The sequence below is a fragment of the Pseudomonas serbica genome, assembly GCF_028823535.1.
Lineage (GTDB): Bacteria > Pseudomonadota > Gammaproteobacteria > Pseudomonadales > Pseudomonadaceae > Aquipseudomonas > Aquipseudomonas serbica.
Genome location: NZ_JAQIYM010000090.1, coordinates 916,414 through 929,603 on the forward strand (window position 1 = coordinate 916,414; position 13,190 = coordinate 929,603).

Sequence of the window (13,190 nt, forward strand, 5' to 3'; positions counted from 1 at the left end):
TCGTTGTTTCGACGAAAGTCGGCTGGCTGTTCATCGCAAAGCGCCGTTCGTGTCGCGGCAGAGACGATCAGGCGCTCTCAGTTTGCTCGGCAGCGATTGCGGCAATCTTCACTGCATTGGCCGCATCAAGCGCCACTTCGCGCATAGCTCGGTAGTTGCTGTCGGCAAACTCATGGCCTTCCCAGGTCAGAATATGCGGCTGGAACAGCTCATTGTCGTTCAAACGGATCAGACCAGTTTCTGACATGAGCCAGGCGTGGTACTTAAAGAGATCAGGCTCGACGCCAGGCAGGCCCAGCAAAGGCTGCATATGGTCGGATTCCTGCAACCAATGAATAATGCGAAAGATGATGTTCAGGTCGCGTTTCACGGTGTTCTCCATTGGTTATTTGCAAATAACCTGTGGTCAAACTTTCTGTAGGCCTAAGTACAAATCGGCCCAGAACATCATTCTTTTAATGCTAATCAGTGTTTATTTTCTAAATTTATATCATGTATTGACAACGCATAATGCATTGAACAGCATAGGGTTTGCGGCATAACCCTCTCACGCAACCATAAAGAGAGGATCCGTCAATTTTCAGGATTGGGAAATACATGAGCACTGCGAACTCTATCGCATCTTTCGTCGAAGCACTCAAACTCTCTGGCATCGTCATTTCCGATGAAACTCGGTTGATCGAACGCCTCAACAAGGCCGGCGACGCTCCGGAAGCTGTTGAAATCGTCTTCAACAAGGTGATCAGCAACAGCAAGGCATCGGGCGTTTCGTTCTACGGCGACACGACCAAGTCGTCTGCCGGCATCACCAAGGCCTTCAAAGACATCAACTTTGATGGCTTTACCTGGCGCAGCTTCCAACAGTGCGTTAAGCCTCTGTAAATCAGACCGGCTTCACAGCAAACGCTGCCAACCCCCATACCCATTCGGAGAAATCCGAAAAGGGTCAGGGGGCTTTTTGCGTGGTCTACTGAGGCCAGGCAGCCTTGCACCCCGGTCGCTGGCAGCGGGACAGAGTTGAGATCAACTCAGCAGGCTGTGGGTCGCACATCATTGCATTCAGCCCGCATGCGGGATCGCCATTGGCCAACAAGACATGGGCCTTTTTCGGGGATCTGGTGTCCGGATTGACCAGCCAGCTGGCGTCACGAAAGGCGGCGTTAACGGTAGTCATGAGGCAGTCCCCTGAGTGTTTGTGCGTGAGTTTTTTGCCATTCGGTCGAATCGCACCTTGAGCACACTCAGCGGTTTACTGCTTGATGACGACCCGAACTCGCAATCGTACACCAGGGCGTGCTCCCGGTAATGGTTGAACGCGTAGATCCTGTTTGGCAGCAGTTGCCGGCGCTCGTCTTCAACCTGAAGGAAATGGAGATGGCTGGCCTGGTACGGAATCAATAAGACCGTGCTGTTGATCTGATCGTCTCGTTGATCCGTGTGAACAGGCATCTCGACCGAGGCCATGACCAGATGGTGCTGTCGACCCCCATAGAAGGCCGCCAGTTGTTTGGTCAGTCGTTGGCACACCAAGGGCTTAGCCACCTGAACGACCTCGCCATTCCTGAAGTGATGGGTTCGGGATATAAGGTGTTCATAGTCTTCATAGGAGGGGTCGGGCAGCAGCTCCTGGTCAAACTGAAGGTGACAGTCGAAGGCGTTCCTGCGTTTTAAGTGTGCAGCTTCCACTCGCATGTACTGGCGGTACGAAGAGGGGAGCCTGATCGGCCCCAAGCAGCGTATAAGTGGCATGCCGTCCTTTCCTGATCTTGGGGTGGCTGATGATCAGGAAACTTCTTCAGCAGGCTCTAAGGCGACGTTCATTGCCTCCAGGGCCAATGCATGGAAGCGCTCGAAGAACAGCGGTACCAGTTCCTCATAATCAGGCCGGCAATCCAGCGGAAAACCGATGGTGTCCAGGTTATCGGTCAGCTCCTGGGTTTTGGTGTGCACGGTCTGGTAATCAGCCTCGAAATCGTGACGCACCCGGTCAGGTTGATCGTGGCCACGCACGACTGCGACGTAAAAAGAACACATTTCAGCGTGGCACATCGCCTTTTCATGACCATCCATGCGGCCTTTTGAGTTACTCATCAGGTACCGGTGAATGCAGTGATCCAGATGGATCCGGCAAGCTTGTTTCAACATCGACATAAGTGGCGTCCTTGTTGTTCAGAGTGGCGTAGGGGCTTGGTTGGCGTCATTTTCAGGCGGGTCGCGGAACCAGACTTTACGAATTTTGCGGCGCTGTGTTCCAGACATGGCAGCCAGCTTCTCGGCCAATTCAATGGCCTGCGGATCGCCAAGTTCGCGAGCATCCTGCAATGCTGAGTTAGCAAAACACTGCTCCCATTTGCCATCGTCGAGCATCACATGGAATATTCCTCCGACGTCGTTACCGGGGAGGGCATACCAGGCCTTCACCAGCGGAATGACCTCCGGAATAGTTGGTTTTTTCTTTGGCTGATCGGTGTCCATACGATGATTCCTTGATTTTGCGATATGCAAGGAATGTATGACTCTAGGGGTAATTCGTCAAGCGTTTTTCTGCAAATAACCCAGAAACGAAAGGGCCACCCATAGGGTGGCCAGAGTGAAAAAGTATATACGAATGACGAATTACGAAAGACGTGTGAAGCGCGTCGGTTCGGGCATGACCGTTAAGCTCGCCAACTTAGGGGTCGATTGGTCGACTGCCATCGAAACTACGACTGCATCATTATCCGATTTTGGTCACTCTCTCGGGTTTCGTTGACCTGCGTGATTCCCGAAGAAATCAAGGCGCTGCTTATCCCAAGCTTGGCAGCGCTGCGCAGAGAAAAGGTTACTTGCCCAGGTACGCCCACTCGGTAGGGGTCAGATCCAGGGTCAACATGTTGCTGTGGTTCATCTGGCTGATCTGGTCATTAAGCGAATCCAGGCTGGCCGAGATGCCTTTTTGCTTGACGCCCAGCTCGGCGATCATGGTGTCTGACAGCACGTTGATGTTCACAGCAGCCGTCGAGTTGGCACTTTTCAGCCGCTCGAAATATTCCGGCACCTGATTGTACTCAATGGCGTCACTGCCATAGGATTTTTGCGTGCGTTGCACACTGTTGACCCAAGCCAGTTTTTTGGTCAGCAAGTTGCGCTCTTTGAGCAGGGAGTTCAAACCAATCAGATCATTAGCCTCCGAAATCCTCAGGGCCAGGGTGACAGCCATGTCGTGCATGCTATCCAATACTTCCAGTTCTTTTCTGAACTGGGTACGTTGCTCGACGACGCGGGCGGCATCAGTGGTGACACGTGCAGACAACGGACGCGCCAGCTGAGCAATCTCGGCCTGCTTTGCATCGATTTCACGCTGAAGACGCTCGGCAAGCTTATGGGCAGCAGCGATGGTGATCTGGGTCATCAAAATTCCCTGAAATCTTAGGAGATAAGCAATGGCGGCGACTATAGTCGAAAATTGCTGACTGTCAATACATTGCTATTGTTTCTTCATCACGCCGGACAAGGTCGCATAGCTGCCATTTTGGCGCTTCAACAAGAAGGCGCTATTTTTCGCAGGCCGCAGGACACTCCATGTCTCCCTGGAGGGCTCTCGAGTTTCCTGGCCCTCTACGGGTAGCCACGTGACGACCACGTCCACCTGGTCTCGATCCGGAGTGAATTTCACGCATTCAGGTAGGGAGCCTGAGCGACGGGATACCACGGTCATCGGAATCCAGATAACGCCTTCGGCAATGGCACCAGGACGCGGACATTCATCGAAGCCTTTGACCACCGCTTCATGCCCGCCGACCGTCATGGGAAGGTAGGGCTCGATGAAAACAGCGATAGGCGGCCCGAAGACAGAGCCTTGCTCGACTGTCTTTTGAGAAAAATCGCAGCCGGCTAACGCCGAAAGGGCGACTACACAGGACAAGAATCGTACCGACTTCTGCTTCATGGAGATGGTCTTCTTTGGTGAGGATCGACGACCTGACCGTCGAATCTGAGAAACGACCGAAAGGCTAACACCAGAGCATTCGTTTGACTATTCCCTTGGTCTTTTGGGGGCCCCATTCATAACAAAAACGCCCCGGAGCTAAGTCACGGGGCGCTTCAATTTACAGCTCGCGAAAGCCTGGGGTTATGGCTGTGGCCCATCGCTGTCCGGCACGTGCTGCTTCTTGGCGCCTTTGCTTGTGTGCTTGAAGAACTCGGCAACATGGCGTTCTACCTCTTGAACGCTCTGCTCATGTGATCTGCCGATATAGGCTGCGACATCGTGGCCAAGCTCATTGAAGATCTTGCCATCGGCGTGAATCAGCATTTCCGCGACGGAGCCGTGATCGTCCTGGATCTCATCGTCTGACACATAGTCATCGTCATCTTCGTCGAGGCCGTCTTCATCACGGCTGGCGATGGCATGCTTGATGTCTTCGTTGATGCTGGCCTGTGCCTGCTCGAGCGTATCGAACAGCAGAATACCTGAGTATTCAAAGCCGCCGTTCAGCTTGAAGCTGGTCAGGGCGTAATCGCGCATTTCGTGTTCAATGGCGAAACGTTTGATCGGGGTGGCAGGGGCGGTCATGCCGGTTCTCCTGGGTAATCGGGGTATCGTCATTCGATGGTACCCAGGGAGAAGGTTTGACATCCAGGGATTTTTAAACGACGACAGCCTGGCTAGATGGGTTCTGCCGCCTGGTCACGGCTAGAACAATGCCAATGAATTGTCAAATCAAAAGCCGCCGGTATACTGCCATAAAATACAGGTGAGTGCTCATGGCTAAATCGACTGGTAATGGTTCTGAAACGACTGGCAATGAATTTGAGGCGGAAAAGGCCGGTATTGATATCAAATCCGGATCTACAGAACTGGACGGCGAGGGCCAGGCCGCTGGGGGTGCGAAAATTTCATTGATTGATCACTTGAGGGAGGTGTCCTTCGACACGCACCCAGACGAAGTGATTTTCACCGAACCAAAGGCCTTGCTCGACTATCTTCATGAAAACAAGGGGACAGATCTCTCGAACGTACGGTTCAGTGTGCAGGCAGAAGGACTCGTTCAGGATTTCAGAGGTGTTCATCCTGATTTAGCGCTTGAGGCGCTGGTTTTCTGCAAGCGTCCGCAAGAAGATCACCTGACCAACGCAGTGAGCAATCTATATGCCAAACAACTGAATAGTATGCTCCCTGTTAATAACCAATGGTTAGAAGTAAATAACTTTATTGATAGCGTCTTGGATGCGCTAGCAACACTTAACCTAGCTTCTGTCATTAAATTTCACGAAGACAAGTTAAAACTTTCATTTCGTGATATCTCGCTAAAGAGTTACAACAAGACAGCTGAAGTTAGTCCATTTGTTTTTGAGTACATCTGCGATTCGTATTCGAAAAAGCTATCAGGTTTCGGTGAATCAGGCTATTCAATTATCTATAAAAATTTGTTGTCATTCTTTAGAGAAGTTGACATTAAAGATGGTGATAAGGTTGTCGGCCATCCGGTTACCACTGGGCTACTCAAAATAAAGGTTGATAATGGTGTTTTTGAAAGCGATCTTACCAACTATTTCACTACACAATTGTCGTTGTGCGAAACTTTATTTTTCAGAGTTATATTACCTCTGGTGATGCTTGACAATGGCGTGAAGAAGTCATTCCAATCAACATTGCTGTCGGAAGACGTTCTAGAAACGAAGCGTGAGATTATTCGAGCTGTTTATATCTGCTTTTTGTCAAAGATCGATTTCGTTAGAAGTGTTTTGAATGTTGCTTCAGCAAAATTAAGCGATATAGCGACGCTTGACTACAATCCAGACGCTGGCGCTAAGAAAAAAACATCTTCTGCCGTGAAAGTTGAGGTAGAGGGAAGGAATGAGTGGTTCTATCCGACAAAAAATGAGTATGAGAGCGAATTGGTCGGGTTGAATGGTAAAACTTCTTCGTCGAAGGACGTGGAGAAGCTCGACGCGCTTGGAAAGAAATACTCGAATCTCCAAAATGTCATTGATTACATCAAGCCCTATGTTCGTTACTCCTACCTGAAAAGCTTGCCTTTGAGCTTTCCGCCATTGCTCATCGCCGGCCCGCCTGGCATTGGTAAATCTAAGTTCATGCAGGAGCTGTTTGATGCTTTGGGGTTCACGCCCCAGACGCTTCATTCCTCGCAGTTTACCAGCGGTTGGTCATTGGTCGGGATGCAAACCGGCTGGAATTCTGCGCACCAAGGAATTGTAGCTAAGACCATGCAGGATCAGATGTTGTACAACCCGCTTATTTGTTTTGATGAAGTTGATAAAATTCAAAAAAATAACGAGCACGTCTCCGTTGAAAGTGCCTTGATGAGGCTGCTAGAGCCCATTGAGGCCAAGAATTTCAGGGATGCGCATTTTAACGCGCCACATGACGTGTCTGGCGTTAACTGGATTTTCAGCTGCAATCAGCCAAGAATGATGCAGTTTGCATTGCGGTCGCGCATGCACACTATTTTTGTCTATCCGCCAACCAAGCGCAAGGACATTGATAATATCCATATGAATATCTGGATGGATCTTATTAAACAAGAAAACGCCAGTGATGAAATTTACAGTTCGTTGAGCCCCGATATCCTGGATGACCTGGCTGAGGAGTATTACGACGAACTTCAGTTCAGGGCCTCAAGTCAGCGCCTGGAAAAGGCGATGAAGGTACTTATCTCAAGTCTTGAACCTGGGTTCAAAAAGGCATTGAGCCTGAATGACCTGCTCGACCCGAAAGGATCTACGGTTATTAAACCCATCGTTCTTCACTGATCAGTAATTGAAAAGGGAGCCCAGCGGCTCCCTCTTAAAATTACAGCACAAGCATTACATGCTGAATTCTTCTTCAAGCTCTTCTTCGTCTTCGAGAGCACCTGGTTCTTTTTCCAGTTTCAACTCAAATTCCATGATGAACTTCAGGATTTTTTCCGCGTCGGCGGCGGCCCGGAAGATTTCCAGCGGTTCGTCCCTTAGATTCTGAATCCAACTTGCGACATATGCCACGTGGTTACCAGGATCATGGCCAAGACCCAGTTCTTCACCAATGATCATACTTGCGATCTCGGCCCGCAATTCTTCTTTGGCATAGCTTTGAGTGCCAAATTGCCCAGACATTTCACGTTTTAGTCGAGAGGGGTGGCCCGACCAGTGACCGAGTTCATGGAACACGGTGGCGTAGTAACCGGACTGCTCAGGGAATTGAGCTTTCGGCGGCATGTGGATTCTGTCAGCCACGGTCATGTAAAACGCCTCATTCACTTGATCGTGGTGAATCTGCGCTCCTGACGCCTTGAGGATGGCTTCAGCTCGATCAATTTGAGCCCAACCGGCTTCGGGCTTGGGTTTGATCACAACTTCTGGCAGGCCATCGATCTGTTCGGCGTTGAACACGGTGGCAGTGGTCACCAGCGGCCTGGAGAACTTTTGGGTCTCCTTGACGTTTTTGCCGTCCGGCCCTTTGATCGGCTGGCCATCTTCACCTTTTTTCGAGGTGACTTTGCTGGTCGACCAAAACTGGATCTTCGTGCCTTTTGAGCCTTTTTTTACACAAGCGCCAATGGCCAGAGCCTGCTTGAAGGTCATCCAACGATTGTCTGTGAAACCGGTAGACATCAGCGCCAGGAGGTTAATCCCGTTGTAGCGCTTCTTGGTTGTTGGGTTGTAGGGCAGGAGACCACCGGCCTGGCTTGGATCCCCTGGTTTCCACGGGATTGTCCACGGCGCAGTGCCGGCTTCCAGTTGGGCGATCAGGCGCTCGGCGACAACATTCGCGAAGGGTTTTTCCTCTTCGGTGCTTTCGCGGCGCTTAAAAGCTTTCTTGGTTTTTGCCTTTTTTTCTTCGCTACTCATCGTCGTCGCTACCCTCAACATCCTCAAGTGTGAGCGCGTCCTCGACGAAGAACCCGGCATGTTTCGCTTCGCGTTGATCGAACTCGACGAAATTGCCGTGCTCAGCGTCGGCCAGTTTGGCGTGGACACGTTCGCGCAGGGTCATGTTGGCGTTAATCATGTTCTGTTACCCCTAATGGTTTAAGTATGGCTATGGAGCCTGAGGCTTTGCAAAAGCGCAGAGACGATTCCTGAATATAACGTAAGTTCAGGCTCCCGGCTTCCTAGCCGCGCTTAAAGGTTCAAGTCTTCCGTGAAGTGGCGGGTAATGCTGGAACGCAGGCCAAACTCAGTCTCAGCTCTGTAGAGGGTGGTCTGCAGCGTGGTTCTGGCGATAGGGCAGGCGGCAAAATTCAGTTGGTTGCGCAGGCCACCCATCCTCACTTCGGCGTCTTTGGCGGTAGGGCTTTCCTGGTCATTGGTTAAGAGCAGGCACTCGTACGAAAAGAGTTCTTTGGCGATCTGTTCAGCCTCGATTTTGCTTGGCGGAAGCTGCCAAAGGAGGCTGTCGGTCGTGAAAAATCGCCTACCCAGATCGTCGTTGAACGACTTTATGTCGGCGCTGGCCACGATTTGTTCACCCTGCCAAATGGTCATCCGGTGAGCTTCTTGATCTTTGGTGATCAGGCCTTCGATGCTGTCGACACAGGCATAGGCAATCTTGTAGGCGTTGAGGAGGGTGTCCTCACTGCCATAAGGGATTCCCGTGTAATCGAGAATGCCATCACCGATCACCGGGGCGTGCGAGTAAATGAACAGCTTCAGCTGAAACTGGTTGTAGTCTGGCATGTTGTTTCCTCAGCTAATTCATCTCATCAGTTTACCGATGGAGTCGACAGGAAATCTCAGGGTGGTGAGCCAATACATGCAATAAGTCACCAAGGACTGGCTTCGGGTTGCCCCTGCCTACGATCCCTGGGTACTCTGGGTTGATGACCATTCAGGAGTGAATCATGAGCAAAACGATGGTGGTATACGGGCTCGAAGCGGATACCTTGTGCGGCAGGGGGTTTTCACTCACTGAATACGATCTGGAGACGGGCAAAAATTACAATACGCTCGAGCTTTTCACCTCCAGGAAAGCTGCCGATAAAGATCTCAAAGACGAGATCAAGAGCGGCCATCTGGAAGTCGGTGATTTTGAGGTTTCCGAACTGATCCTTCATGCCGATGGTTCCCTGTTTGACGATGTAGGCCGGGAGGTGGTTTCTCACCTGGCTTCGCAGAACAATCAGACCGAAGCTGAAGTTAAGACCTGCCTCAGGGATTTTTATGAGGCCGAGCAGGCCAGGCTGCAGCGTAAACCTGAGGCGTCAAGCGAAGGGCCGAGCTTCTAGTCCGCTTCACCCAAGGCGCCCGGTGCGCCTTGTGGTCGCCGCTCAGCCTGAGCTATGTTGGGGTATCTCCGTTTGCCCGGTGTGCCCCTGATGCCAATGCCTTCCAGATCTCCCGTCTTCCAGAAAATCCTCTCTATCCTGGATAAGCGCGTTACAGAGGACAGCGTAAAAGCGCGTGTCGATTCGATGGACGCCATTGATCTGGACATTCCAAAACTAAAAATACTCATTGAGACACTGCCGGCCAATGACTCTGCCGGGGTGCTGCTGAGCGCGATCATCAGAGGCGACAACCTGATCGCAGAAATGGTGTGGGATGAGCGAGGCCCTTTTCCGGTCGACCTGAAGAAGCTGCCGTTGGATGAGACAATGAAGGACAGATACACCCTCAATGGAGAGCCCTTCAGCCTGGCCGGTATAAAAATCATCGGATCACTGCGTTCGGCGAGCACCAGGCCGGATCTCGTACGGCTGTTCCGGAACATTCGCGACATGAAGGTCAAGGGGCTAATCGGGCCCTCTGAGTCTGAGCGGTCACTCTTTGAAGCAAATCCCATTGATGAGGCCCTGGAGGTCGCTAGGTCAGTCAGCTTTGGTGGAGAGCTGCCGGTGTTCACCCAGGAGCGAGTAGAGCGCCCAGAGCTGCTGCTGGAGCTCCTGGATGCGAGCAGGTCGTCAATTGCAGGCACGGCCTACGATCCTCTGCTGTGCTGGGCGAATCCGGAGATGGTCAGCCGCTATTCTGGGCAGTTGTATCGCATTGAATCGGAGCAGGAGCTAAAGATTTTGGATTCAACACGCTCAACGCGTTTGACCTTTCCTGAATGGGCCAACCTGTTTGCGGAGACCGATGGGAAGAACCTGAGGAATGATGATTTCAAGTTGACCAGTCACTCGGTGCACCAGCCAAAATTGGCTCAGCAGCTCCTCAATGTGATGGGTACTCCCGCCCACCAACACGGATTTATTGAACGCGAGGGCTTGTTGCTCTGCCACACCACGGCGAAGTTCCTTGGCGAGTTTGAAGTCGCTGTGATTGACAGCGCCAATGCGGTCAAGGCTCAACAGTTCGTCGAAGAGTACCTGCCTCTGGATGGTGTGACGCACCTGGCGTTCCCGGACGGCTTTGGATCGCTTAAAAAAAATGGCCTTCATCCAATTTCCTATCGTACTGGCTCGGGCGTCAGGCCACGTTCTAGCGATAATCGAAAGGATTTCATGGATCTTATCGCCGACCCTGAACTCGGGAGCCAAGTGCTCAGCCTGATGAGCCCTAACCAATGGCGACATCTGGCCGGCCAGCAAACCTTGGTTTCCTCCAGCATGCTGGCGCTGCACAAAGGGCTGAACTTCGACAATGAAGGGCTGGCGGTCAGGTTGGACAGAAGAGGGCTTACGGCATTGCATGAAGCCGGGTTCCGTTTCTCAAAGCAGAGCCAGGTGATGATGTCAAAAAACCAGCCTGAGGAAACCTGGGTAGATGTGAGGTTGATCACGGTCGACCTGAAAGACGCTAAGGATATGGTTAAACAGCGTGCGCCGCTGGATCTAGCGTTTGAGCAAATGGCTTCGATGGGGTTGTGGCCAACCTCGACCCTACCAGCACCGACGGATTTGCGTTCTGCCTTGGCGTCGTGTGTAAAGCGCAAGGATGTCGCGGGCAAGTACGACGAGGTCTCCATCAGCCTCAGATCTTATGTCCGAAGTGCCGGCATCGAGGCCTGCGCTGAAGAAGCCAAAGACTCCAATAAACACTGGTCATTCCTGCTTCAAATCTTCGGTGTCGATGAGCTTCGACCCTACACGCCGAAAATGCCACTGAACGCTCGTGGTCAGGTGTTTGGGCAGGATCTTGGCTTGTAGAACACCGTGCCTGGCCTTTCTCCCTGAAAGGCCCTGACACGCGTTTCCGCTCATGCCTTTTTGCGTAACCCAGCCGAGCTGACGAGGAATTGCTGAAGCTCGGCAATGTGTGCTCGAGAACTTCCGCAGCCGGTGCAGAAAGCGTGGCCATCAGCCGGCGTGCCTCGTTCTGCGATTTTGACCAGCAGGGCCCTCGGTGAGGTCTGTTCGTCCTGGCTGTCGAGCAAGGCCTTAAGCAGCGCCTGCATCTCGACTGGCAGTTGCCTGGCCGCGACGGCGTCATCACCCTCGTCGCAGGGATGAACCTGGATGTTGTCCAGTGCTTCTCGCAGGACAAGCTTGGCGGCCAGTGCCAGAGGGCTGGCATCGGAACCGATATTCTTCAGTAAGTCATTTTTCATCTTCGTTTCCTTTCTGTTACGGTCGAAGGCCGACATCCCATCGATGAGTGTTCGGGCCGTATACACCAGCTTTTCGCTCGGCGACCCAGGCTTCGTACTCGGCGCCGCTCAATACTCGCACCATTCGATCAATCAACCACGCCTTGTGGTACGGTTCATCACACATACCAAATTGAGCGGCGAGACTTAGCGCTGCGTCCCTGCGCTGGATCGCATCCAGGGGCTCTGCGACGTTTGAAGGTTCTTCGGCTCGAGCAGGGGCGGTTTCAGTTTTTGGCTCCAGATCCTCGGAAAGGTCATGGCAGGCCAAGATTGTCCAATTCACCTGATCGCGCAGGACGACGTAGTAAGCCAGCAGACGCCGGCCTTTCCATACGCTACGAATTCCACCGTCGCGCTCGCACTTATGCAAATCGGCATAGTCCCCGCCACGGCGTTGAGCAAGTTCCACCAGCCAGGTTTCGCCGGCGCTGGCGGCATCGATTTCGTCCATGTGGCGCTGTACCATTTGCATGGCATTGTCTCCTGAAGTACTCACGTTTTTTGCCTTTTCATGAAGTCGGCGAACAGCGGGGCAGTGAAGGCGACAAACCCATATTCTGGGCTGTAGATCAGTCCTTTCTTGATCAAGGTGTCCCTGACTGGCCCGACGCTGGTGACCGTTCGTTTCATGGCTTTAGCTACGTCGGCGGAGCGTTGTGAGCCTGCTGGCATGTTAGCCAGGCTGCGCAGGTATTCCTGCTCCACCGGGGCGGTGCGCTCAAAATAGACCCGGTAGAAGGTTTGATCGAGTCGACGCAGGGTCAGGTCGATGGAGTCTTTAACGTCCTGCTCGGTGATGTCGTACGCTTTTGCGCTATTCCAGGTGTGATAAGCAATCGCTTGTAGCAGGTAGGGAATGCCACAGGACAAATCCTCGATGGCCCACAACGCCTCATCGCTGATGGTGCGGCCCAGTTGTCCGATAGGGTGCTTGATCGCAGTCCACACATCTGTTCGGCTGAGTGCTTCAAGGTGGTGTAGATCGATATTGCGAGCGTCTCTGTCTGCGGCCTCATCCACCAAGTTCGGGAGTTGTGGCAGGCCAGCGCCGATAATGATGACCGGTACTCTGATTTGTTGGAGCGCATGGATGGCGTAAAGGAGGGCGGTAAGGTGCTCTTTACGCAGGTGGTGCAGCTCATCAAACAAGATCACGACGGGAGTGCTCACTTCACGTGCGGCAGTACCGATGGCGATCATTAACTGCCTCACATCGAAATCCAACATACCTGAGTCGGCAACGCCATCCTCAGGTTCGATGCACAGGGATATGTCGATGCCCGATGGGGTTACGACGTCGTCGCCGATAAAGCTACGCAAGACGCGAAGAGCTTCATTGACCCTTTCAGAAGATGGGTGGCGCTGCTTGAGTTGCAGGAGAATGCTTCGTAGGACAGGGATCAGCAGTTGATCGAGGTCATCACCCTCCCGCAACTCTACCTGTTCGGCGATGTACCCGATATCGTTGGCCAGCCTACGAATACGGTTGAGCAGGGTTGTTTTACCAACTCCGCGCATGCCGACCAGCATCTGCGTATTGGCGTGCTTGCCGAGTTTGGTGCGGTGCAGGGCAACGTCAGCGGCATCAAGCACAGCGTCACGGCCAGCGAGCTTTGGCGGCTCCATGCCGGCGCCGGGAGTAAACGGGTTGGTATTAGGATTCATGGTTTTGGCT

Annotated in this window: 17 protein-coding genes; 4 read left to right on the forward strand and 13 right to left on the reverse strand. The window is 52.5% G+C overall.

What is annotated here, in order from left to right; translation table 11 throughout:
• Nucleotides 1–67 precede the first annotated feature (67 nt).
• Nucleotides 68–370 carry a DUF2513 domain-containing protein gene (locus tag NQL71_RS35840; protein ID WP_274644356.1) on the reverse strand — a complete coding sequence of 101 codons (303 nt, stop codon included), beginning with the start codon at nt 368–370 and terminating at the stop codon, nt 68–70.
• A 227-nt stretch (nt 371–597) separates the two neighbouring features.
• Here NQL71_RS35840 and NQL71_RS35845 point away from each other — a divergent pair, with 227 nt between their 5' ends.
• Nucleotides 598–882 carry a hypothetical protein gene (locus tag NQL71_RS35845; protein WP_274644357.1) on the forward strand — a complete coding sequence of 95 codons (285 nt, stop codon included), beginning with the start codon at nt 598–600 and terminating at the stop codon, nt 880–882.
• A gap of 288 nt (nt 883–1,170) precedes the next feature.
• On the opposite strand, the gene NQL71_RS35850 is transcribed toward NQL71_RS35845, so the two are convergent.
• From NQL71_RS35850 to NQL71_RS35875, 6 genes are all read right to left on the reverse strand, one after another.
• Nucleotides 1,171–1,749, reverse strand: a complete 579-nt coding sequence (locus NQL71_RS35850) for a hypothetical protein (RefSeq protein ID WP_274644358.1) — start codon at nt 1,747–1,749, stop codon at nt 1,171–1,173.
• Between the two features lie 33 nt (nt 1,750–1,782).
• Nucleotides 1,783–2,151 (reverse strand): hypothetical protein, encoded by a 369-nt coding sequence (locus NQL71_RS35855; RefSeq protein ID WP_274644359.1) that lies wholly within the window; start codon nt 2,149–2,151, stop codon nt 1,783–1,785.
• 18 nt (nt 2,152–2,169) lie between these two features.
• Nucleotides 2,170–2,475, reverse strand: a complete 306-nt coding sequence (locus tag NQL71_RS35860; protein WP_274644360.1) for a hypothetical protein — start codon at nt 2,473–2,475, stop codon at nt 2,170–2,172.
• 346 nt (nt 2,476–2,821) lie between these two features.
• Nucleotides 2,822–3,391: a hypothetical protein gene (locus NQL71_RS35865; protein WP_274644361.1), complete on the reverse strand. Its 570-nt coding sequence runs from the start codon at nt 3,389–3,391 to the stop codon at nt 2,822–2,824.
• 75 nt (nt 3,392–3,466) lie between these two features.
• Entirely contained in the window at nt 3,467–3,928 is a 462-nt protein-coding gene (locus NQL71_RS35870) for a hypothetical protein (RefSeq protein WP_274644362.1), read from the reverse strand.
• A 183-nt stretch (nt 3,929–4,111) separates the two neighbouring features.
• Entirely contained in the window at nt 4,112–4,555 is a 444-nt protein-coding gene (locus NQL71_RS35875; protein ID WP_274644363.1) for a hypothetical protein, read from the reverse strand.
• Between the two features lie 191 nt (nt 4,556–4,746).
• Between NQL71_RS35875 and NQL71_RS35880 the strand changes: the two genes are divergently transcribed.
• Complete coding sequence (locus NQL71_RS35880; RefSeq protein ID WP_274644364.1) at nt 4,747–6,756, forward strand: AAA family ATPase; 2,010 nt, start codon at nt 4,747–4,749, stop codon at nt 6,754–6,756.
• A 54-nt stretch (nt 6,757–6,810) separates the two neighbouring features.
• Here the strand turns inward: NQL71_RS35880 and NQL71_RS35885 are convergent, their stop codons facing one another.
• The 3 genes from NQL71_RS35885 to NQL71_RS35895 form a co-directional block, all read right to left on the reverse strand.
• The gene (locus tag NQL71_RS35885; protein ID WP_274644365.1) at nt 6,811–7,833 is read right to left on the reverse strand and encodes an ArdC family protein; all 1,023 of its coding nucleotides are present in this window, start codon (nt 7,831–7,833) and stop codon (nt 6,811–6,813) included.
• Nucleotides 7,826–7,993: a hypothetical protein gene (locus tag NQL71_RS35890; protein ID WP_274644366.1), complete on the reverse strand. Its 168-nt coding sequence runs from the start codon at nt 7,991–7,993 to the stop codon at nt 7,826–7,828. The genes NQL71_RS35885 and NQL71_RS35890 overlap by 8 nt, the downstream gene beginning before the upstream one ends.
• Nucleotides 7,994–8,106: 113 nt before the next feature.
• Entirely contained in the window at nt 8,107–8,661 is a 555-nt protein-coding gene (locus NQL71_RS35895) for a hypothetical protein (RefSeq protein WP_274644367.1), read from the reverse strand.
• A gap of 164 nt (nt 8,662–8,825) precedes the next feature.
• Between NQL71_RS35895 and NQL71_RS35900 the strand changes: the two genes are divergently transcribed.
• On the forward strand, nt 8,826–9,209 hold the full coding sequence (locus tag NQL71_RS35900) for a hypothetical protein (RefSeq protein ID WP_274644368.1): 384 nt from the start codon (nt 8,826–8,828) through the stop codon (nt 9,207–9,209).
• Between the two features lie 90 nt (nt 9,210–9,299).
• Nucleotides 9,300–11,072: a hypothetical protein gene (locus NQL71_RS35905; RefSeq protein WP_274644369.1), complete on the forward strand. Its 1,773-nt coding sequence runs from the start codon at nt 9,300–9,302 to the stop codon at nt 11,070–11,072.
• A gap of 50 nt (nt 11,073–11,122) precedes the next feature.
• On the opposite strand, the gene NQL71_RS35910 is transcribed toward NQL71_RS35905, so the two are convergent.
• From NQL71_RS35910 to NQL71_RS35920, 3 genes are read right to left on the reverse strand one after another with little or no spacing between them, the layout of a single operon-like run.
• Nucleotides 11,123–11,473 carry a hypothetical protein gene (locus NQL71_RS35910; protein ID WP_274644370.1) on the reverse strand — a complete coding sequence of 117 codons (351 nt, stop codon included), beginning with the start codon at nt 11,471–11,473 and terminating at the stop codon, nt 11,123–11,125.
• Between the two features lie 16 nt (nt 11,474–11,489).
• Complete coding sequence (locus tag NQL71_RS35915) at nt 11,490–11,987, reverse strand: hypothetical protein (RefSeq protein ID WP_274644371.1); 498 nt, start codon at nt 11,985–11,987, stop codon at nt 11,490–11,492.
• Between the two features lie 20 nt (nt 11,988–12,007).
• Nucleotides 12,008–13,180 carry an ATP-binding protein gene (locus NQL71_RS35920; RefSeq protein ID WP_274644372.1) on the reverse strand — a complete coding sequence of 391 codons (1,173 nt, stop codon included), beginning with the start codon at nt 13,178–13,180 and terminating at the stop codon, nt 12,008–12,010.
• Nucleotides 13,181–13,190: the final 10 nt, after the last annotated feature.

Bases quoted from the DNA above. Each gene is read 5' to 3' on its own strand.
- NQL71_RS35870 (WP_274644362.1), bottom strand. From the start codon at position 3,928: ATGAAGCAGAAGTCGGTACGATTCTTGTCCTGTGTAGTCGCCCTTTCG.
- NQL71_RS35920 (WP_274644372.1), bottom strand. From the start codon at position 13,180: ATGAATCCTAATACCAACCCGTTTACTCCCGGCGCCGGCATGGAGCCG.
- NQL71_RS35905 (WP_274644369.1), top strand. From the start codon at position 9,300: ATGCCAATGCCTTCCAGATCTCCCGTCTTCCAGAAAATCCTCTCTATC.
- NQL71_RS35900 (WP_274644368.1), top strand. From the start codon at position 8,826: ATGAGCAAAACGATGGTGGTATACGGGCTCGAAGCGGATACCTTGTGC.
- NQL71_RS35845 (WP_274644357.1), top strand. From the start codon at position 598: ATGAGCACTGCGAACTCTATCGCATCTTTCGTCGAAGCACTCAAACTC.
- NQL71_RS35865 (WP_274644361.1), bottom strand. From the start codon at position 3,391: ATGACCCAGATCACCATCGCTGCTGCCCATAAGCTTGCCGAGCGTCTT.
- NQL71_RS35850 (WP_274644358.1), bottom strand. From the start codon at position 1,749: ATGCCACTTATACGCTGCTTGGGGCCGATCAGGCTCCCCTCTTCGTAC.
- NQL71_RS35875 (WP_274644363.1), bottom strand. From the start codon at position 4,555: ATGACCGCCCCTGCCACCCCGATCAAACGTTTCGCCATTGAACACGAA.
- NQL71_RS35860 (WP_274644360.1), bottom strand. From the start codon at position 2,475: ATGGACACCGATCAGCCAAAGAAAAAACCAACTATTCCGGAGGTCATT.
- NQL71_RS35890 (WP_274644366.1), bottom strand. From the start codon at position 7,993: ATGATTAACGCCAACATGACCCTGCGCGAACGTGTCCACGCCAAACTG.
- NQL71_RS35910 (WP_274644370.1), bottom strand. From the start codon at position 11,473: ATGAAAAATGACTTACTGAAGAATATCGGTTCCGATGCCAGCCCTCTG.
- NQL71_RS35915 (WP_274644371.1), bottom strand. From the start codon at position 11,987: ATGCAAATGGTACAGCGCCACATGGACGAAATCGATGCCGCCAGCGCC.
- NQL71_RS35880 (WP_274644364.1), top strand. From the start codon at position 4,747: ATGGCTAAATCGACTGGTAATGGTTCTGAAACGACTGGCAATGAATTT.
- NQL71_RS35895 (WP_274644367.1), bottom strand. From the start codon at position 8,661: ATGCCAGACTACAACCAGTTTCAGCTGAAGCTGTTCATTTACTCGCAC.
- NQL71_RS35855 (WP_274644359.1), bottom strand. From the start codon at position 2,151: ATGTCGATGTTGAAACAAGCTTGCCGGATCCATCTGGATCACTGCATT.
- NQL71_RS35885 (WP_274644365.1), bottom strand. From the start codon at position 7,833: ATGAGTAGCGAAGAAAAAAAGGCAAAAACCAAGAAAGCTTTTAAGCGC.